The organism is Brevibacillus composti, assembly GCF_016406105.1.
GTDB lineage: Bacteria > Bacillota > Bacilli > Brevibacillales > Brevibacillaceae > Brevibacillus > Brevibacillus composti.
In genome coordinates this window covers 3,188,119-3,207,301 of sequence record NZ_CP066308.1, presented here as the reverse complement: position 1 = coordinate 3,207,301, position 19,183 = coordinate 3,188,119, and the positions used below count along the sequence as shown (strand labels likewise).

Annotated in this window: 17 protein-coding genes, 1 pseudogene and 1 other annotated feature; of the genes and pseudogenes, 12 read left to right on the top strand and 6 right to left on the bottom strand. The window is 56.3% G+C overall.

What is annotated here, in order from left to right; all coding sequences use genetic code 11:
* Window positions 1-663 carry a potassium channel family protein gene (locus tag JD108_RS16210; protein WP_228728173.1) on the top strand — a complete coding sequence of 221 codons (663 nt, stop codon included), beginning with the start codon at window positions 1-3 and terminating at the stop codon, window positions 661-663.
* A 3-nt stretch (window positions 664-666) separates the two neighbouring features.
* On the top strand, window positions 667-1,491 hold the full coding sequence (locus JD108_RS16205) for a TrmH family RNA methyltransferase (RefSeq protein ID WP_198827052.1): 825 nt from the start codon (window positions 667-669) through the stop codon (window positions 1,489-1,491).
* A gap of 121 nt (window positions 1,492-1,612) precedes the next feature.
* Here the strand turns inward: JD108_RS16205 and JD108_RS16200 are convergent.
* Both JD108_RS16200 and JD108_RS16195 read right to left on the bottom strand, forming a co-directional pair.
* Window positions 1,613-1,924: pseudogene (locus tag JD108_RS16200) on the bottom strand (SRPBCC domain-containing protein); the annotation flags it as partial.
* Window positions 1,925-2,019: 95 nt separating this feature from the next.
* Window positions 2,020-2,748, bottom strand: a complete 729-nt coding sequence (locus tag JD108_RS16195) for a DUF2225 domain-containing protein (RefSeq protein ID WP_198827051.1) — start codon at window positions 2,746-2,748, stop codon at window positions 2,020-2,022.
* Window positions 2,749-2,867: 119 nt separating this feature from the next.
* Window positions 2,868-3,106: a binding site (T-box leader), on the top strand.
* A 55-nt stretch (window positions 3,107-3,161) separates the two neighbouring features.
* Here JD108_RS16195 and pheS point away from each other — a divergent pair.
* The 5 genes from pheS (at window position 3,162) to larB (ending at window position 8,706) form a co-directional block, all read left to right on the top strand.
* Window positions 3,162-4,196, top strand: a complete 1,035-nt coding sequence (gene pheS / locus JD108_RS16190; protein WP_198827050.1) for a phenylalanine--tRNA ligase subunit alpha — start codon at window positions 3,162-3,164, stop codon at window positions 4,194-4,196.
* A gap of 20 nt (window positions 4,197-4,216) precedes the next feature.
* The gene (gene pheT / locus JD108_RS16185; RefSeq protein ID WP_198827049.1) at window positions 4,217-6,640 is read left to right on the top strand and encodes a phenylalanine--tRNA ligase subunit beta; all 2,424 of its coding nucleotides are present in this window, start codon (window positions 4,217-4,219) and stop codon (window positions 6,638-6,640) included.
* A 105-nt stretch (window positions 6,641-6,745) separates the two neighbouring features.
* The gene (zapA, locus tag JD108_RS16180) at window positions 6,746-7,012 is read left to right on the top strand and encodes a cell division protein ZapA (RefSeq protein ID WP_198827048.1); all 267 of its coding nucleotides are present in this window, start codon (window positions 6,746-6,748) and stop codon (window positions 7,010-7,012) included.
* Window positions 7,013-7,106: 94 nt separating this feature from the next.
* Window positions 7,107-7,970, top strand: a complete 864-nt coding sequence (larE, locus tag JD108_RS16175; RefSeq protein ID WP_198827047.1) for an ATP-dependent sacrificial sulfur transferase LarE — start codon at window positions 7,107-7,109, stop codon at window positions 7,968-7,970.
* Window positions 7,963-8,706: a nickel pincer cofactor biosynthesis protein LarB gene (gene larB, locus JD108_RS16170; RefSeq protein ID WP_198827046.1), complete on the top strand. Its 744-nt coding sequence runs from the start codon at window positions 7,963-7,965 to the stop codon at window positions 8,704-8,706. Before larE ends, larB begins: the two co-directional genes overlap by 8 nt.
* Before the next feature lie 49 nt (window positions 8,707-8,755).
* Here the strand turns inward: larB and JD108_RS16165 are convergent, their stop codons facing one another.
* Complete coding sequence (locus JD108_RS16165; protein ID WP_198827045.1) at window positions 8,756-9,130, bottom strand: phage holin family protein; 375 nt, start codon at window positions 9,128-9,130, stop codon at window positions 8,756-8,758.
* Between the two features lie 158 nt (window positions 9,131-9,288).
* On the opposite strand from JD108_RS16165, the gene JD108_RS16160 reads away from it, so the two are divergent.
* The 3 genes from JD108_RS16160 to JD108_RS16150 all read left to right on the top strand — a co-directional run bounded on the left by JD108_RS16160 (window position 9,289) and on the right by JD108_RS16150 (window position 13,605).
* Window positions 9,289-11,646: an endonuclease MutS2 gene (locus tag JD108_RS16160; protein WP_198827044.1), complete on the top strand. Its 2,358-nt coding sequence runs from the start codon at window positions 9,289-9,291 to the stop codon at window positions 11,644-11,646.
* A 20-nt stretch (window positions 11,647-11,666) separates the two neighbouring features.
* Window positions 11,667-12,077 (top strand): DUF350 domain-containing protein, encoded by a 411-nt coding sequence (locus tag JD108_RS16155; RefSeq protein ID WP_198830155.1) that lies wholly within the window; start codon window positions 11,667-11,669, stop codon window positions 12,075-12,077.
* Between the two features lie 229 nt (window positions 12,078-12,306).
* Entirely contained in the window at window positions 12,307-13,605 is a 1,299-nt protein-coding gene (locus JD108_RS16150; RefSeq protein ID WP_198827043.1) for a nucleotide sugar dehydrogenase, read from the top strand.
* A gap of 124 nt (window positions 13,606-13,729) precedes the next feature.
* On the opposite strand, the gene JD108_RS16145 is transcribed toward JD108_RS16150, so the two are convergent.
* The 3 genes from JD108_RS16145 to JD108_RS16135 form a co-directional block, all read right to left on the bottom strand.
* Window positions 13,730-14,209, bottom strand: a complete 480-nt coding sequence (locus tag JD108_RS16145) for a class I SAM-dependent methyltransferase (protein WP_198827042.1) — start codon at window positions 14,207-14,209, stop codon at window positions 13,730-13,732.
* A gap of 68 nt (window positions 14,210-14,277) precedes the next feature.
* Window positions 14,278-15,105: a M55 family metallopeptidase gene (locus tag JD108_RS16140; RefSeq protein WP_198827041.1), complete on the bottom strand. Its 828-nt coding sequence runs from the start codon at window positions 15,103-15,105 to the stop codon at window positions 14,278-14,280.
* A gap of 184 nt (window positions 15,106-15,289) precedes the next feature.
* Window positions 15,290-16,426 (bottom strand): glycosyltransferase, encoded by a 1,137-nt coding sequence (locus JD108_RS16135; protein WP_198827040.1) that lies wholly within the window; start codon window positions 16,424-16,426, stop codon window positions 15,290-15,292.
* Window positions 16,427-16,561: 135 nt separating this feature from the next.
* Between JD108_RS16135 and JD108_RS16130 the strand changes: the two genes are divergently transcribed.
* Complete coding sequence (locus JD108_RS16130) at window positions 16,562-18,019, top strand: glycosyltransferase family 4 protein (RefSeq protein ID WP_198827039.1); 1,458 nt, start codon at window positions 16,562-16,564, stop codon at window positions 18,017-18,019.
* The gene (locus JD108_RS16125) at window positions 18,016-19,179 is read left to right on the top strand and encodes an MFS transporter (RefSeq protein ID WP_198827038.1); all 1,164 of its coding nucleotides are present in this window, start codon (window positions 18,016-18,018) and stop codon (window positions 19,177-19,179) included. Before JD108_RS16130 ends, JD108_RS16125 begins: the two co-directional genes overlap by 4 nt.
* Window positions 19,180-19,183 lie beyond the last annotated feature (4 nt).

The following is a 19,183-nucleotide window of genomic DNA, read 5'->3' as shown; positions in this document are numbered from 1 at the left end:
GTGGAAAGAATGTCCAAGCAGTTTGCCATCATCGGCATGGGCAGGTTTGGTTCAAGCGTCGCGCGAACCTTGTATGAGATGGATTTTGAAGTGATGGGCATCGACGAAAATGAAGAGCGCATCAATGAAAATATTCAATATGTGACCCATGCCGTCGCCGCCGATACGACGGATGAACGGGCGCTGCGGGAAATCGGCATCCGCAACTTTGACGTCGTGGTCGTCGCGATTGGCGCTGATATTCAGGCCAGTATTTTAACCGTCCTCATCCTGAAGGAGATGGGGGTAAAGAAGATCGTAGCCAAGGCCCAAAACGAAAGGCATGGTCAGGTGCTGTACAAGGTGGGGGCCGACAGGGTGGTTTTCCCCGAGCGCGATATGGGGGTGCGTGTCGCCCACAACCTGATTTCGGCTAATGTGCTGGATTTCATCGAGCTGGCGGAGGACTACAGTGTGGCAGAGGTGGTGGCGTCCTCCAACATGATCGGGAAAAACTTAAGGCAGCTCGATCTGCGGGCCCGCTATGAGGTCAACGTCATCGCGATCAAGAGCGGAGACAAGTTTAACATCGCTCCCAGCCCGGACGAAGTGATCCGGGAAGGCGACGTGCTGGTCGTCATTGGAAACAACAGGCATTTAAAAACCTTTGAGGAGCAGGACTAAGCCATGCGCCATGAATTGATTACATCGCTGCAAAACCCGCTGGTCAAACGGCTGCACCAACTGCTGGAGCGAAAGGGGCGGGAGGAGCAAGACCGCTTTTTGGTGGAAGGGGCCCATCTCGTCGAGGAAGCGCTGAACAGCGGTGCCGAGGTGCTGACCGTACTCTACGACGAGCAGAGGGAGATCGACCCGGCCTGCCAGAGAGCGATTGAGAAGCGGAGCGGGGAATTGCATATCGTAGCGGTATCGCCTGCGGTCCTCGGCAAGCTGACGGAGACCCGATCGCCGCAAGGGATTGTGGCTGAGGTAAAAAGAAATCAGGGAAATTGGACCGAATGGATGAAAAGCGCAGCAGAGCGTGATTACTTGCTGCTGCTGGTCGACGAAATTCAGGACCCGGGCAATCTGGGAACGATCCTGCGCACAGCGGAGGCGGCAGGGGTAGACGCGGTCATCCTCGGCGAGGGCAGCGTCGATCTGTATAACGGCAAGGTGATCCGGGCGACGATGGGCGCGCTCTTTCGCCTGCCTGTCTTTGTGCATCCGCTTCCCGAACTGATCGAGGAGCTGCAGAGCCGCGAGCAAGCCCGCGTCCTCGTCTCTTCGCTAAAAGAAAACAGCTTCGCTTATTACGAAGCTGACTACGGGGGCAAATTGGCGATCGTCATCGGCAATGAAGGGCGGGGCGTATCCGAAGAGGTGGCCCGGCTGGCCGACGGGTATGTGCATATTCCTTTATATGGCCGGGCAGAATCGCTCAATGCGGCCGTTGCCGCCGGAATACTGGTGTACGAGGCGCAGCGCAGCAGGAAGACTAGTAAAAAATAAACGAAACAACATCCTCAAACAGCGAAAGCACCTGACCAACTCATTCGAGTGGAGGTGCTTTTTTTACTGTAATGATTAAATGTCTGCGGCTCGTCAACTGGCTTTGTCGATAACGTATACCCTAGTTCTCGTCGACAGCTTCACAATACTTTTTGAAATTGTTTAAAATCGCTTGCCAGCCTGCTTCTTGCATTTCAATGGAATGGGAGCTTTCCGCTTCAAACGTCTCGATGATCTTCGTATCGTTTTCTTGACTGTTAAAAGAGATCGAGACCTTTCTTCCATCCCCCATCGTGTAGGAAATTAGCTCGTTTGTTCTCACTTCATCATAAACTCCGCCAAAATCAAATCCAAAGCTGCCGTCCTTCGCTTCCATTCTCGTCAGAAAACTCCCGCCAACCCTTAGATCGTTTTCCGCATGAGGAGCGTGCCACCCGGTATGATTCACTGCGCAGCGGGTTATGCTGTGTTAATGGAGTTTCGACAGTATTTTATAGAGTTAGCTGGCAAAAGGGGGCATCAGCGCACTCAGCTGATCTTTGCCGAAGGCAGCCCTTTTTGTTGCTCTTTATAATCCTCGCGGGCTTGTGCCCATTGATCCTGGGCCATTTGCAAGATGCCGGTTTCAACGGTGCGGTTGCGGAATTCGAGCGTACGGGAGAAATACTGGATCGCTTTGTCATACTGCTCAATCCGCCGCATCAGTTCACCGATAAGGTAGAGGACACGCACCTCCGACATTTCCTTGTCGCCGCGGGTGTAGTCGGAATGAATATAGGATTGCTCGTACTCATTCACGGCAATCTGGAGAAAGCGCTTTTCCTCGCTCGCATTTTCAGTGAACCGATAGAGCCAAGCCAGGCGAAGATAGAGACCTGCCTTGACGGAATGCACCTGATCCGTCAGCTCGGCCGCGTAAATCGCCAGTTTATAGGCGGCAGCCGCCATCGACAAGCTGCGATTTCCGCCGAGCTCCTTCGGGGTCCATTTGGCCGCGATACGCTCGCCGACCAGCCGCTTCTGCGCCGGATTCAACCGCTCCGTAAACAGTTCGGTAAAGGCAAAGCCGCAGGACGGGCATACGTTGACCGTATAGAGAATCGGATTGATTGACTGCTCCTTGAAGTACGTGCAAAAGTCGCTGTCACGCTTGATCATCGAAAGCGAGCCGCTGCGAACTCGTTTGCTGGCGAAGCTGTTTTCACAATAGGGACAATTGAACTTCTTGTCATAGAGTGCTGCAACCTGTTCGATCATGTCAGAAGTCCCCTTCCGCGGAGGGTATTTCGTAGGAGAGAATCCGAACCATATACAACATTTGTAGAATTGAAAGTTATCTCTGGTTGCGCTATAATTTTCCTACAACTTCATTATAACGCAAAGCGATGACAGAGACTAGTACGCAGGACCTACCGATTGACAGGGAGGAGATGCCGAAGACTGAAAGCATCCCGCAAATTACCTGCCGAATTCACTCTGGAGCTGTACCCTGAACGGTTCGATATAGGAACAAAGTAGGGGGAACCGGGGCAACCCGTTATCATGATCGAGTGAGGCATAGCCGGATGGCTGTGCTTAACAAGGGTGGTACCGCGAGCAAGGACTCGTCCCTTTTTGGGGCGGGTTTTTTATTTTTTCCACAAAAACAGGTGTAAAGGAGCGATCGTAACGTGCAAACGCGGTTACAGGAAATGAAAGATTCCGCCTTGGCTCAGATCGGCCAGGTCGCGGATGCGGCGCAGCTGCAAGAGCTGCGCGTCAAATATCTGGGGAAAAAAGGGGAGTTGACTGAGCTTCTGCGCGGCATGGGCAGTCTCAGCCCAGAGGAAAGACCGGTCGTCGGCCAATTGGTCAACGAGGTTCGCGGCGCGCTCGAAGAGGCATTCGAACAGAAGCAGGCAGCTTTGGACGAAGCGGCTCTGCGGGCCAAGCTCTCCTCCCAGTCCATCGACGTGACGCTGCCGGGACGTCCGGTTCCGGCCGGCACCATGCACCCACTCTCCCGCATCATTGAGGAGATCGAGGATATTTTCATCGGACTCGGCTTTGAAATCGCCGAAGGACCCGAAGTGGAGCTGGATCATTTCAACTTCGAAATGCTCAATCTGCCAAAAGACCATCCCGCTCGCGACATGCAAGACTCGTTCTACATCACGGACGAAATTTTGATGCGGACACATACCTCTCCGGTGCAGGCCCGCACGATGCTGAAAAAAGAAGGGAAGACGCCCGTCAAAATCATCTGCCCGGGGAAAGTGTACCGCCGCGATGATGACGATGCGACCCACTCCCATCAATTTACCCAGATCGAAGGTCTCGTCGTAGGCAAAGGCATCCGCATGAGCGATCTGAAGGGAACGCTGCTCACCTTTGCCCGCCAGATGTTCGGAGCCAATCAGCAGGTGCGCCTGCGTCCCAGCTTCTTCCCGTTTACGGAGCCGAGTGCAGAGGTGGATTTGCAGTGCTTCAAATGCGGCGGCGACGGCTGCCGGGTCTGCAAGCAGACGGGCTGGATCGAGATTCTCGGGTCCGGCATGGTTCACCCGCGCGTGCTGCAGATGGCCGGGTATGACCCGCAAGAGGTCAGCGGCTTCGCTTTTGGCATGGGTGTCGAACGGATTGCGATGCTGAAATACGGCGTAGAGGATATTCGCCACTTCTATACGAATGACGTGCGTTTCTTGCAGCAATTTAACCGATCCTAGAAAGGAGAGTCGAAACAGAGATGAAGGTATCGTATCAATGGTTGTCAGAGTACGTGGATTTGCATGATATCACCCCTTTCGAGCTGGCCGAGAAGCTGACTCGCAGCGGGATTGAGGTAGACGCCGTCGAATCGCGCAACACAGGTGTCTCCAATGTCGTCATCGGCTATGTAAAGGAAAAGAGCAAGCATCCGGATGCCGACCGGCTGAATGTCTGCATCGTGGACGCCGGACAGGGAGAGGACCTGCAAATCGTCTGCGGAGCCGCCAACGTGGCAGCGGGACAAAAAGTGCCGGTCGCCCTCGTCGGAGCCAAGCTGCCGGGCGATCTCCATATCAAGCGTTCCAAGCTGCGCGGCGTAGAATCGCAGGGCATGATCTGCTCGGCCAAGGAGCTGGGATTGAACGACAAGCTGCTGGCGAAGGATCAGCAGGAAGGCATCATGGTACTGCCGGAGGATGCGGAAGTGGGGATGGATGCAGTATCCTATCTGGGCATGGACGACTACGTGCTGGAGCTGGGTCTGACGCCGAACCGTTCGGACTGTCTCAGCATCCTGGGCGTGGCCTACGAAGTGGCCGCGATCCTCGGCCGTGAAGTGATCAAGCCGGAGATCGCCGTCGTGGAAAACGGCGGAGAGAATCCGGTCCAGGTGGAGATCGAGGCGAAAGACGAGTGCTATCGCTATGCGGGACGTCACTTTATCAATGCCAAAATCGCCAGCTCTCCGCAGTGGATGAAAAATCGCCTGATGGCCGCCGGTGTTCGCCCGATCAACAATGTCGTAGACGTCACCAACTACGTGATGCTCGAGTACGGACAGCCGTTGCACGCTTTTGACGCAGCCATGGTGCAAGACCGCTCGATCGTGGTCCGTCTGGCCAAAGAAGGCGAGACGCTGGTCACGCTGGATGATCAAGAGCGCGTGCTGGACAGTGACACGCTGCTGATCGCCGATCGGCAAAAAGGGCTGGCGATCGCAGGGGTGATGGGCGGAGCCAACTCCGAGATTACCCCAGAGACGCAGGAAATCATCCTGGAAGCCGCCTGGTTCACGCCGCAGACCGTACGCCGCACCTCCCGCATGCTGGGCCTGCGCACGGAAGGCTGCGCCCGCTGGGAAAAAGGCGTCGATCAAGCACGAGTAGTCGAGGCGGGCGAACGCGCGGCCTACCTGATCCAGCAGCTGTCCGGAGCGACCGTCTCCAAAGGGATTGCCCATGCGGCGGTCCGCGAGCCGCAACCGGCCGTCGTATCGGTGACGCTGAGCAAGATCAACCAGCATCTCGGCACTTCGCTTGCGGCAGAAGAGGTGTCGCCGATCTTTGACCGCCTGCAGTTCCCGTACGAACAAAACGGCGACCAGTGGACAGTGACTGTGCCGACCCGCCGCGGCGATATTACGCTGCCGGAAGATCTGGTCGAGGAAGTCGCCCGTCTCTACGGCTACGATGAGATCCCGACCACCCTGCCCGAGGGAGTGACGACCCAGGGACAGCTTACGCACGGACAAAGAATGCGCCGCACCATCCGTCAGCATCTGATCGGAGCCGGACTGAACGAAGCGATCTCTTACGCGCTGGTCCATCCGGAAAAGGCGGAGGAAGTGGCCGGCTTGCACGGATTTGCGGCCAAGCCGATCTCGCTTGCGATGCCGATGAGCGAGGAGCACAGCGTGCTGCGTACCAGCCTGGTTCCCAGCTTGCTGGCGACGCTCTCCTACAATCGCAACAGACAGAACCACAATGTGGCCATTTTCGAGCTGGGACGCGTCTTCCTGACTGCGGAAGAGAAGCTGACGCAGCTTCCGGAAGAGCGGCTATATCTGGCGGGAGCGCTGACTGGTCAGTGGACCCGGACCAACTGGATGGGACAGACGCAAGCCGTCGATTTCTATCTGGTCAAAGGGCTGGTGGAATCCCTCCTGTCCCGTCTCGGCATCACGGGTGCCCAGTATCGCCCGGCAACCGATCTGGCGGGCATGCATCCGGGACGTACCGCAGAAGTGTGGGCAGGAGAGAGCCGCCTTGGCTATTTCGGACAGATTCACCCGGCTACCGAAAAGGCGCATGATCTGGCGGAGACCTACGTATTCCAGTTCGACGCCGAAGAGTTGGAGAAGGCATCTGCTCCCGTGGGCCACTACCGCCAGCTTCCGAAGCACCCGGCTGTGACGCGCGACTTGGCCCTCGTAGTAGGCCGCGACGTGCAGGCGGATGCACTGGAAACCGTCATTCGGAAAACGGCAGGCGAGCTGTTGGAATCGCTCACGCTGTTTGACGTCTACATGGGCGAGCGGATCGCTGCCGATAAGAAGAGCATGGCCTTCTCCCTCGTGTTCCGCCACCAGGAGCGCACCCTCCAGGATGAAGAAGTTCAGCAGCTCACGCAGGCTGTCGTGGAAGCGCTGAAAAAGGAGACGGGAGCCGAACTGCGGATGTAGGCGGAACTTGACGAAACCTGACATTTTCAGTAACCTAAATTGGGATGGATTGGTACGGAATCAGGTACGCAAGTCTCACAGTAGGTTTTGAAGGAGGAAGCCTTCGTGCAGGGTGACGGGAAGAATCGGTTGACGGTTGACATATACGGACAGCAGTACCGTTTAAGTGGAAAGGCAAGCGTAAATCATATTCGCATGGTGGCCGGATTCGTCGATGACAAAATGAATGAAATCGGAAAAGGCAACCATCGCCTCGATACAGCCAAGATCGCCGTACTTGCCGCAGTGAACATCGCAGACGAATACTTCCGGTTGCGATCCGAGTACGAAGCGCTGTTGAAGATGCTTCAGGAAGATGCGAACGAATCCTAAATAGAATGAAAAAAGAGGGGCTTTTGCCTCTCTTTTCCCTATTCCCTGTTGTCAGCCGCACGGGTACATCGTAGGACGGAAAGGAGAGCGACTGATGAATAAAGAAGCGTTGGTGGAGGCTGCCCAAAAGCTGTCTCTTCGAGAGAAAAACGAAAAGCTGGGGTCGATTCTGCGCGAGATGGGGAGCGCCCTGATCGCTTTTTCCGGTGGGGTGGACAGCACATTTCTGCTGGCCCGGGCCGTGGAGGAGCTGGGGGATGCCGCGATTGCCGTGACAGCCGCCTCCGAAACATTTCCGACGCGGGAGTTTGAAGCGGCCAAACAACTGGCCAAACAACTGGGCGCCCGCTTCGTCACGACGGAAGTAAGTGAGCTGTCCAATCCAAACTTCGCCTCGAATCCGGTGAACCGCTGTTTTTATTGCAAAGACGGCTTGTATGAGCATCTGGGCGAGTTGGCCGCGCAAAATGAGTGGAATGCGGTGATTTGCGACGGGGCCAACATGGATGACCTCGGCGATTACCGTCCGGGGCGGATGGCCGCTGTACAGCGCGGAGTGCGCAGTCCACTGCAGGAGGCTGGTTTTTATAAGGAAGAGATCCGCCAGCTGTCCAAAGAGATGGGACTTTCCACCTGGAACAAGCCATCCTTCGCTTGCCTGTCATCCCGTGTTCCCTACGGTTCCGAGATTACCTTGGAAAAGATCGATCAGATTGACCGGGCAGAGGGCTATCTCATGAGCATCGGTTTCCACCAGGTCCGGGTGCGTCACCATGAGACCATCGCCCGGATCGAGATTGGTCCGGAGGAGTTTCCGCTCTTGCTGCAGCACCGGGAGAACATCGACCGGACGCTTCGGGAGATCGGCTTTAAATACGTGACACTTGACTTGTTCGGGTACCAGACAGGCAGTATGAATGCCGTACTGCAGACGGAAGTGAAAAAGACCCATGGATAATCTGAAAAAGGTGCTCCAAGACTTTCAGGCCGGAAAAATAGACATCGATCAGGCGACGGAGCTGCTCTCCGGCAGCAGCCGACTGGAGTATGCCACACTGGATCTGGATCGCAACCGGCGGACCGGTTTTCCCGAAGTCGTCTATGGAGCTGGCAAAAGTCCCGAACAATTAGTGGGAATTTTTTCAAGGCTCCGAGAGCATCAGGAGCTGGTGCTGGCTACTCGCATTAATGAGGAGCAAGCCGAGGCAGTGCTGCGCCACTGGCCGGATGTCCGCTATGAAAAAGAGGCGCGTCTTTTGATCGGCGCGCAAAAGCCCTTCGAGCCGGTGCGTGAGGGGTATGTAGCGATCGTCGCCGCGGGCACCTCCGACTGGCCGGTTGCCCAGGAAGCGGCCTGGACGGTACGCTGCTTTGGCAGTGAGGCGCGAGTGATCGCAGACGTGGGAGTAGCCGGGATTCATCGGCTGTTTCAACGCCTGGACGAGATTCGCGGGGCGGCGGTGATCGTCTGCATCGCCGGTATGGAGGGGGCCCTGGCCAGCGTGCTTGCCGGACTGGTCGACAAGCCGGTCATCGCCGTTCCCACCAGTGTCGGTTACGGCGCCAATCTGGGAGGCATCGCCGCTCTGTTGTCCATGCTCAACTCCTGTGCCAATGGCGTGGCAGTGGTCAATATCGACAACGGATTTGGCGCGGGCTATTTGGCCGGGATGATTCACAGACAAAGCGTATAAGACAGCAAGAGCCAACCGAAGGGGGTTGGCTCTTGATCTATCCGGGATTTTACGTCTGCTGTTTTTTGCCGGCGTCGCCATCACGAAAATCCATATGTGTCTTGATCGGAATGAACAGGTCGATAATCCCGATGACCAGGGAAGCCAGCAGGGCCCCCAGAATAGTCACATAAAAACCGGTAACGACAAACTGCGTCAGGTAAATGACTGCTGCGCTGACGAGGAAGCCAACAATGCCGCGATTGTACGGAGAGATGCGATCTCCGAAAAATGCTTCTACGATCCACCCCAAGATTGCGATAACGACTGCCGCGAGCAGTGCGGTCCAAAAATTGTTAACGGAAAAGCCGGGCACGAGAAAACCGACGAACATCAATACGACAGCGGCAACCACAAAACGGATTACGTGGCGCAATATCGTCATGTGTGTGCTCCTCCTTTGCAGAAGTAGATTCCTTTTCAGTTTGGCTATTTGGGAAGATAACTATGCCGTGGGAATCGCGTTAAATTATTCTTGCACAAGCCCGCGTGATATAATAAAAGCTGAATGGTGTTTTTCAGACAGATAAAGGAGGCACATTTGTGGAACAGCGGGTTTTAAAAACCTTGGAATACGAGAAAATCGTCGCTCTCTTGATGGATAAGGCGACGTCTATATACGGAAAAGAAAAAGCGGAGGCGCTCTTGCCCTATTTGCGGATCGAAGAGGTAGAGGCCGCGCAGCAGGCTACCCAGGAGGCTGTGACGGCTCTCCGCCTCAAAGGCAGCGTCCCCCTCGGAGGCATTCGCGACATCCGGGGACCGATCCAGCGCGCCCGCTTAAACGCCATGCTCGCGCCCATGGAGCTTCTGGACATCGCTGGCACCATTGGAGCCGGCCGCCGCTTGCGTACCTTTTTGCTGGACCTGTGCGAAGATGAGCCATTGCCGATGCTGCAATACCAGGCGGAACGCATCGAGGGACTGCGCGACCTGGAGACCGAAATTCGTCGCTGCGTCGATGAAAACGGCGAGGTCATGGACAGCGCCAGCCAGGAGCTCCGCCAGATCAGACAGGAGATGCGCCAACTGGAGGCCAGGGTCCGAGAAAAGCTGGATCAGATGACGCGCTCTTCGTCTTACCAAAAAATGCTGATGGAAAATATTGTGACGATCCGTGGAGACCGCTTTGTCATCCCGGTCAAGCAGGAGTACCGCCACGTCTTCGGCGGGATCGTCCACGATCAATCGGCGTCGGGAGCTACTCTGTTCATCGAGCCGGAGGCCGTCGTTTCCATGAACAACAAGCTTCGCGAGCTGCGGCTGCGCGAGGAGAGGGAAGTGGAGCGCATCCTCTACATGCTGACAGAGCTGGTCGCCCAAGCTGTAGAAAAACTGAAGGAAAATACCGATGCGCTGGCCGAACTGGACTTCATGTTCGCCAAAGCGCAGCTCGCCAAAGAGATGAAGGCGGTCTGTCCGCGGATCAATGACCGGGGCTACCTGCGCCTCAAAAAAGCGCGTCATCCGCTCATCCCCCATCAATCGGTCGTCCCCGTGGATGTGGAGCTGGGCGGCAGCTACAATGCCATTGTCGTGACCGGCCCCAATACAGGGGGGAAAACCGTCTCGCTGAAGACGGTCGGCCTGCTGTCCCTGATGGCCATGGCCGGATTGCAGATACCGGCTGAAGAAGAGAGCGAAGTGACCGTCTTTTCCTCAGTCTTTGCCGACATCGGAGACGAGCAGTCGATCGAACAGAGCTTGTCCACATTCTCCAGCCATATGACCAATATTATTCACATTCTCGCCCATATGGATGAGCGAAGCCTGGTTCTGTTTGACGAGCTGGGCGCCGGGACGGACCCGACAGAGGGGGCCGCACTGGCAATGTCCATCATCGATCACGTCATCCGCCGCGGAGCGCGGCTGATTGCGACGACGCATTACAGCGAGCTGAAGGCCTATGCCTACGACAGAGCGGGCGTGATCAATGCGAGCGTGGAATTCGACGTGGAGACCCTGCGTCCCACCTACCGCCTGCTGATCGGCGTGCCCGGCAGATCCAATGCCTTTGCGATCGCCAAACGGCTGGGACTGCCCGAGGAGATCATCGAGACCGCCCGCAGCTCCATCAGCGAAGAAGACAACCAGGTGGAGAGCATGATCGCCTCCCTGGAGAGCAACCGCAAAACCGCAGAGGCAGAGCGGGAGACCGCGGAGAGCTTGCGGCGCGAAGCGGAACAGCTCCGGGCGCAGCTGGAGGAGGAGCGGGCCCGTTTTGCCGAGGAGAAAAACAAGCTCCTGGAGGAAGCGGAGGAAGAAGCCCGAATCGCTGTGCAGCTGGCTAAGGAAGAGGCCGAATCGGTCATCCGCGAGCTGAGAAGCATGATGAAAGAAGGCGTAGAGATTAAGGAACACCGCTTGATCGAGGCGAAAAAACGACTCGGCAATGCGGTGATGGAGCTGGAGAAGGAGAAAGTCAAAAAGCCAGCGAAAGCAGTAAAGGCGGCCCAGATCAAAGCGGGGGACGAGGTAATGGTCACCAGCTTCGGCCAAAAGGGCACGGTTCTGGAAAAAGTGAACAATGATGAATACCTGGTGCAGATCGGCATCATGAAAATGAAAGTGAAACGGGAGGACATGAACCTCCTCACCTCCTTCAAAGCCCCGCAGCAAACGGTGGAGTACACAGCGGTCAAGCGCAGCCGGAGCACGGCCAAGCTGGAGCTGGATTTGCGCGGGTACAACGTCGAGGACGGGATTCGCGAAATCGACCAGTATCTGGATGAGGCTTTGCTGGCCGGTTTTCACTCCGTCTCCATTATTCACGGGCATGGGACCGGCATGCTGCGAAAAGGGGTACATGACTACCTGCGTCAGCATCGCAGCGTCAAATCGTTTCGCTTGGGCGGCCAAGGCGAAGGAGGCGTAGGCGCGACCATCGTCGAGCTGAAGTAAGGAATGGACGGAGGTTCATGATGGAACAGTTATTGCAAAATCCTTATTTTGGAACATTTGCGTACTACACGGTGACCGGCCTTGCGATGGTCGTCTTTCTCTCTGTATTTGAGCTGGTCACGCGTTATCAGGTATGGCAAGAGTTGAAAAAAGGCAATGTGGCCGTCGCGATGGCCACGGGCGGAAAATTGTTTGGGATCGCCAATATTTTCAGCTATTCGATTCAGCACCACGACTCGATTGGACAAGCGCTGATCTGGGGCACTTTTGGCTTTTTCCTTCTGCTCGGCAGCTATTTCATCTTTGAATTTATGACCCCCGGCTTCCGGGTGGACGATGAGATCGGCAGGGACAACCGGGCCATTGGCCTTATCTCGATGGTCCTGTCCATCGGTTTTTCCTTTGTCATCGGAGCCAGTCTGACGAGGTAATTTTCGTCAGCTTGGTGGCGAAGAAGCGCCTGAGATTGAACCATGTTTCAATGGGGAGTATAATTAGAACTTGCAGAATGCAAAGAGGGATGAGGAGGCGTGGCCTTGGAGACGTTGTACAAGGTCCTGATCGTTCTGTGTGTCGTATTTATCGCGGCGGGGGTCTATTACCTGTCGTAGGGGATCTTCGGATTCACTCATATTCGAGACGTGAAAGAGGAGATATAAAATGACTCAGCCAATACGCGTTGCTGTTGTCGGATTAGGGTTTGTCGGGCTGCCGCTGGCGCTTACCTACGCCTTGAAAGGGGCGCATGTGGTCGGAGTGGATGTCATGCCCCATGTCGTCGAGGATATCAATCGGGGACAGTCGCATCACCTGGAATCCTATCAAGGCAAGACACTGGCGGAAATTTTGCGCGAGCAGATCGCTGCCGGCCGTTTTCGTGCGACCACTTCCTATGAAGAAGCAGCCGCCGAGGTGACGAATTACATCATCACGGTCGGATTGCCCGTCTACAACGGAGACCCCGACCTCGGACCGCTGAAAAACTGTGCCCTGACTCTGGGGAAAGTGCTGAAAAAGGGCGATACTGTCATGATTCGCAGCACGGTTGTCCCCGGCACGACAGAAGAAGTGATCCTGCCGCTGCTGGAAGAAGCCAGCGGACTGCGCGCAGGTGTTGATTTTTACCTGACCTACTGCTCGGAGCGCATCGCCGAAGGACGAGCTTTTGAGGAGTTTATCCACATGCCGCTCGTGCTTGGAGGCATCAACGAAGAGAGCGCGGAAAAAGGAAGGCAGCTTTTGTCCTTCATCAGTGAGACGGAGATTACGATTTCCGATATCCGCGTGGTGGAAACAGCAAAAGTAATTGAAAATATTCAGCGCGATGTGAATATCGCGATGGTTCAGGAATTCGCCCGGTTTGCCGAGTCATTCGGCATCGATACCTTTGAAATGATTCGCGTGGCCAATACCCACAAGCGGGTCAATCTGTTGACACCGGGACCAGGCGTAGGCGGTTTCTGCCTCCCCAATGCCCTGTACTACTTGCAGCCAAAAGCACGCGAGCTGGGCGTTCCGCTCCCGCTTCTGCAGATGGCGCGGTCGACCAATGACAGCGTACCGTCCGTACTGGCGGGCATGCTGGAAAAAGCCTTGCAGGAAAAAGGCAAGACGCTCGCGGGAAGTCGCGTGGCCGTATTCGGCCTGGCGATGAAGGACTTCTCCAACGACGATCGCGTCAGCCCTGTGCATGATTTGATCGACGTGCTCACCGCCAAAGGCGTGGACGTCCACTCTTACGATCCGGCGGTGCCGACCCGCTACAAGCACAAGGCGGAGACGATGGAAGAGGCGGTCAGAGGAGCAGACGCATTGATGCTGACGGCTGTGCAGAAGGAGTTCAGCGATCTGGATTGGAAGGAAGTCATCGCTCTGATGAATCCGTCGCCGATCCTGTTCGACACGAAAAACCGCATCCCGCGCTCTCTGGATGAGCAGGTGACTGTGGTCAGAATATAATCAAAAAAGCTCCCCCGGAAACGTTTCAAATGTTTCCGGGGGAGCTTTCTTTATCCTTTCGTATCTTCCAGTTCCGCTAGTTTGCTGCTTTCCGCATCGATTCGTTTGTTTCTTCCGAATCCAGCTATTCGTTTCGAGCCGATGGGTTTCTGCCGTACAAGATGGTCAAATCTACGGTGACGGCAGGCACATCACGCAGTTTTGCACGGCGCAGACGCTCTTCGGTCGTCCCCCAGAACAGCGGGGTCATCCCGAGCAAAGGCTCGAGCAAATGATTTTCCAAGGGAAACCGATAGGTGATCGTTTCCGCATCGGTCCACGCAAAGTGATCGGAAAAATGGGCAAGGGTCGTTTCGTTGGCGTAGGCTTGCTTGTCAGTGTCTTCGTACAAAATCTCTCTGATTTCCCGGAGGTAGTGACGTCCCGGAACGACCTTTATCACCAAGCTGTCATCCGTGAGCAATTGTCGAAATTCGGCGTAATTGGCCGGCTCTTTGGAAAGATCAATCCCGACAGCCAAGAGCGGTGTCGAGAAGCTGTGCCTCGCGCTCTCCTGAATGCGGGACGCATGAGAGCCTTCCCCGCACCCGGCATCCAGAATCATCGGCCGTTCGCGGTGGCGGAGCAGGCGGCTGATGCGCTGGCTGATGACGGCATGAAGCGGAGAACGCCTTAAAAGAATTGCGCGCCTGCCGCCAGGTTGATCATGGCCCGCATCGTTTTGTACAGCTCGTGCTGGTCCTTCGGCGAGCAGCTCACGATCCCGGTTTCCGTGTCGTAGCGGGTACCAGGTACGTCGGCCGCCATCTCCGCTTGCCCTGCATGAGAAAACTCAATCGCCAGCTCCAATGGCTCTGCGAAGACCAGGGGCTTAACCTCTTGCACACGGGAGAGGGCCAGCTTGGTTTTCTGTTTCAATTCCGCGGTGGCTTGCTCCCGGGACAAACAGATCGCCGAAGTGCGGGATACCGCTGTTTTGACAATCGCCGTACTGATACCGGGGATCAGTTCGCTGGATTCGCGGGCGATCAGATTGTCGCCGGAGACGAGACAGACGGGAACCCCGTACAAGCCTGCATATACGGCATTAAAGCCAAATTCGCCCACGACCCGACCGTTGATGTACATATTTCGCACCACGCCGGACATCGTGTGGCTGAGGACACCCGGGATGCCTTGCCGCGTATGGTAGCCGATGAAGAAAGCCGCGTCGAAGCTGTCGTCCAAACCCTGCATCATGGAAAAATTGCGGGGGGAACCGGCCAGCAGCTTGGCTTTGGGGTGAAGCGATTCCCAGAGAATATTGTTCATCGTGTTGTGGCTGTCAGCTACGAGGATTTCTGTCGCCCCCCATTCCAGGGCCGCTTCGATGACGGCATTGGCGTCCTCCGTCATGAATTGACGGCCGCGTGCATAGTTCGTGCCCGAGTCCGGATTGATATAAGAGGTGTCTACGATGCCAGAGATGCCCTCCATGTCTACGGAAAGAAATAATTTCATCGCATGTCCCGCCCTTTCCTTGTTTCCTCGACTCGCAATCGCGAATGATTCTTTTTAATCAAACCAAAATGTTTGCAGGCAAGCAACAGAAAAATGAAAGATCGGAAAAAGGAGGGAGGGCAAAGAAAAAAGAGAGAAGGGGAATCCTTCTCTCTCTGCACTGCTATTCACGCATGCAGGGGGATTACTCGAGCAGCTCGCGGTACAGCGCCAGCGTTTGCGCCGCCATCTGCTGGATGGTAAAGCTGCCCTCCACCAGAGCAAGCGCATTCTGTGCCAGACGGGCCCGCAGCTCAGGCTCCTGCAAGAGTTCCATCATCGCTCGTGTCAATCCGGCTGTATCGCCAGGCTCTACCGCAAGCCCTGTCTGATGATCGGTGACGAACTCTCTCACGCCCCCGACATGGCTGGCCACGACCGGCACCTCCGAAGCCATCGCTTCGATGATGGTATAGCCGAGCCCTTCGTAGTACGAAGAGTGGACGAACGCATCGCAAGCGTGGAGGCAGGCGGGTATATCTTGCCGAAAGCCGCCGAAAGCGACTCTTCCTTCCAGGCCGTGCTCTCGTACCTTTGCTTCCAGGATCGGACGCTCGGGTCCATCCCCGACCATCACGAGGTGAGGAGTCGCATCCGCACATTCCCGCACAAGCGCCGCGAAAGCGTCGACCAACAGAGGAAGGCCCTTGACCGGTACGAACCGGGCAACCGTTCCAAACAAAAAGACATCCTGCGGAATGCCCCATTCCTCGCGAAGCCGGATCCGGTCCGAATCCTTTCGGTCCGTCTGTCTGTATGGGGAGAGGTCTGTCCCGTTGTAGATGATGCTGATGTTATCCTGGGCGACGCCATCCTTTTGCAAAATCTCGGCGATGGCCCCGCTGATCGCGATGTAATGCCGATTCCACCTGCGTGTCCCGCGCTCCATCAGGGAGACGAGGGCGTAGGCGAGCGGATGGGTATAGTCGTAGCGCAGTGAACTGTGCACGGTCGTCAGCAGTGTTGCGCCGCTGCCTCTGGCAGCCAATCGGGAGAAAAAGTTGGCTTTTACCCCGTGTGTATGTATGAGATGCGGCTGAAAAGAGCGAAATGCCTCCCGCAGCGCCTGCAGCAGCCGCAAGTCAAAACGCCCGAAACGGTCCAGGGCGATGACGGGCACGCCAGCTTTGCGCAGCTCGCTTGCAAAAAGGGAGTCGTAAAAGCAGACTACCGCCGCCTCCACTTCATCTGCAGGGAGAGATGCCAACAGATTGAGAATATGCTGTTCCGCGCCGCCAAACTCTCCTCCGCCTATAACATGGAGGACGCGTAATTTGTCCATGACACTCCACCCGAACCTTCGTAAGAAAAAAACAAAACCATTCTCACTATAGCAGATGCCCCGTCTATTCGCAATACGACGGGACTTGTGGTATCTTGGTGAAGGAGAAAAACACGATACAAGGAAGGTCGGCTGATGAAAACACGCAGCGTGCTACTTATCTGCTATTATTTCCCGCCCATCGGCGGCGGAGGGGTGCCACGAGCGCTCAAGATGGCGAAATACCTCGGCGATTTTGGCTGGGACGTTCATGTATTAACCGTGGACCCGGTCTACCACGCGACCTTGGATCCGACCTTGCTGGCTCAGTTGCCAGCGGATGTACGGATTCACCGGGCCCGGGAGCTTCAGATCATACCGCGAAGGGGAGCATCGCCGGAGACGACAGCTTCTGCCAAGAAAAAAACAGGCAACCGGCCAGCAGGGGACAGCCAGTCGGCATCCGCCCAGGCGCCAAAAGGCCAACCGTCCGCGGCAGAGGTGCAGGCTGCGCCCCGCAGCAGCTTGACAAGCCAAATCAAGCAGCAGGTCGTGGGCCTCTTGAAAAAAGTGAAGCCTTATCTGCTGATTCCGGACGACCAAATCCTCTGGATGCCCCAAGCGCTCAAGCTGGGCAGAGAGATCATGCGCCGGGAAAAAATAGATGTCATCTTTTCCACGTCGGGTCCTGTCACCAATCACCTGATCGCCAAGCGGCTTGCGGGCGAATTTGGCTGCAAATGGGTAGCCGATTTCCGCGATCCCTGGACGCAAAATATGCATACCTCTGGGATCGCTTGGCGCGAGCGTCTGGAAGAGCGCATGGAGGAGAGCGTCATGGCCCAGGCTGACGCCATTACGACGGTAACGGCCACGTTTGCGGAGAATTTCCGTGCCAAGCACGGCAGCCGGGTGCGGCGGATGGAGTTGATCTACAACGGATTTGACCAGGAGGATTTCATCGGCCTGACGCCGGAGCATGCCGCGCCGGGCAAATTCCACGCCGTCTACGCCGGGATTCTCTACCAGAAAAGAAATCCCCGCCTCTTGCTTCAGGCGATTCAGGAGTTGATCGAGGAAGGGAAGGTAGAGCGGGAGGATCTCTTGCTCAGCTTTGCCGGGGTATTTGACTACCCGGGCTACTCGGAGAATCGCGACTGTGTCGAAGCTCTGGGCCTGGGGGACATCGTCCGCGTGCTGGGCAATCTTCCCCACAAAGAGGCGCTGGGGCTGATGAAGGGCGCGGATGCGTTGCTGTTGATCGGGGACGTCTCCCCGGACGCCGGAGCCTACATCCCCGGCAAGCTGTATGAATACATGGGCATAGGCAAACCGATTCTCGCCTTGAATAAAGCGGGAGAAGCTACCGGAATTATTGAAACCTTCCGTTTGGGACAGGTAGCCGACCCCGAGGACAAGGACGCGATCAAGCAAGCCTACTACCGGCTCTACCGGGAATGGAAAGAGCAGGGGCAGACGGGCTCGGCCGAGCGGGATGCCACGTTCAGCGAGCGGGTCAAGCCATATGAGCGCCGGGAGCAGGCTCGTCAGCTGGCAGAGCTGATGGAAGAATTGCTTTCTTCGGCAGAGCGAGCGGGGGATCCAACGATATGATCGCCATTCAGGCACTGCGCGCCTACAACCTTTTTTACTTTTCGCTTCTCTCTGTCTTTATCTCATTCTTGCCGGTCTACCTCTCCTACCGGGCAGTCTCCCCATCCGACATCGGGCTACTGGTGGGGATCGGCTCGTTTATCGGCATTCTCTCCCAGCCGTTTTGGGGGATGATCAGCGACAGGCGCAAAACGATCAAAAAGGTGATCCTGCTTACCCTGGGATTATCCTTGCTGGTGGGCTTTGTGCTGTTTCAATCCTCCGAGCTGTGGCTGTTATTTTTGCTCGTGGGCGGCATGTACTTCTTCATGCTTCCCACCGATCCGCTAACCGAAAGCTTGAACTATCGCGTCGCGGAGCAGTACGGCATCCATTTTGGATCGGTTCGGACATTCGGCGCGATCGGATTCGCCTCCGCCTCCCTGATCATCGGCTTTACCGTCGATCAAATCGGGATGGATCGCCTCTACTGGGTGTTCGCCGTGTACGGCGTGCTCACTTATCTGATGTGTCTGGTGATTCCGGATGCGCCCGTCAGCAGCAAGCGCCTCTCGGCAGCGGATTTACGCCGTTTTCTGACGTATCCGGCGACGCTTCGCTTCTTTCTTTTGATTCTTCTGGCAGCGATCCCCCATCGGACCAATGACAGCTTCCTCGGCGTCTACGTCCAAAGCCTGGGGGGCAGCACGGGACTGATCGGGCTGGCCTGGTTTGTGGCAGCTACCAGCGAGATTGCCTTTTTTGCCCTGCTGCCGCGCTTTTTGCGGACGGGGAGGGAGATCAAGATGATTGCGCTTGCCTCGGCCATCTACGTGATTCGCTATGCCCTGTGCGCAGTCGTGTCGGACCCCATGCTGGTAATCGCCATTCAGCTGATGCACGGCATCACGTTTGTTACGTTTTACACGGCCAGCATTCAATACCTCTACCGGATCATCCCGGAGGAGTGGAAGGCGACCGGACAGACGGTGCTTGCGGTGATCTTTTTCGGGATCTCCGGCATTATCGGGTCGTTTGCCGGCGGCTGGGTGTTTCAAGAGTGGGGAGGTGCCGCGCTGTATCTGATGATGGCGGGGATTGCCCTCCTGGCCTTTCTCTACAGCATCCTGATGTGGAAGCGGGAAGAGCGGGAGGCAGAGACGCTGGCTGGCGAGGCCTAGCCGG

Coding starts and splice junctions, on each gene's coding strand:
- JD108_RS16145 (WP_198827042.1), bottom strand. CDS start 14,209: ATGATTCTGGATGCCGGGTGCGGGGAAGGCTCTCATGCGTCCCGCATT.
- JD108_RS16140 (WP_198827041.1), bottom strand. CDS start 15,105: ATGAAATTATTTCTTTCCGTAGACATGGAGGGCATCTCTGGCATCGTA.
- JD108_RS16155 (WP_198830155.1), top strand. CDS start 11,667: ATGGAACAGTTATTGCAAAATCCTTATTTTGGAACATTTGCGTACTAC.
- larE (WP_198827047.1), top strand. CDS start 7,107: ATGAATAAAGAAGCGTTGGTGGAGGCTGCCCAAAAGCTGTCTCTTCGA.
- JD108_RS16205 (WP_198827052.1), top strand. CDS start 667: ATGCGCCATGAATTGATTACATCGCTGCAAAACCCGCTGGTCAAACGG.
- JD108_RS16195 (WP_198827051.1), bottom strand. CDS start 2,748: ATGATCGAACAGGTTGCAGCACTCTATGACAAGAAGTTCAATTGTCCC.
- larB (WP_198827046.1), top strand. CDS start 7,963: ATGGATAATCTGAAAAAGGTGCTCCAAGACTTTCAGGCCGGAAAAATA.
- JD108_RS16135 (WP_198827040.1), bottom strand. CDS start 16,426: ATGGACAAATTACGCGTCCTCCATGTTATAGGCGGAGGAGAGTTTGGC.
- JD108_RS16125 (WP_198827038.1), top strand. CDS start 18,016: ATGATCGCCATTCAGGCACTGCGCGCCTACAACCTTTTTTACTTTTCG.
- pheT (WP_198827049.1), top strand. CDS start 4,217: ATGAAGGTATCGTATCAATGGTTGTCAGAGTACGTGGATTTGCATGAT.
- JD108_RS16130 (WP_198827039.1), top strand. CDS start 16,562: ATGAAAACACGCAGCGTGCTACTTATCTGCTATTATTTCCCGCCCATC.
- JD108_RS16165 (WP_198827045.1), bottom strand. CDS start 9,130: ATGACGATATTGCGCCACGTAATCCGTTTTGTGGTTGCCGCTGTCGTA.
- JD108_RS16150 (WP_198827043.1), top strand. CDS start 12,307: ATGACTCAGCCAATACGCGTTGCTGTTGTCGGATTAGGGTTTGTCGGG.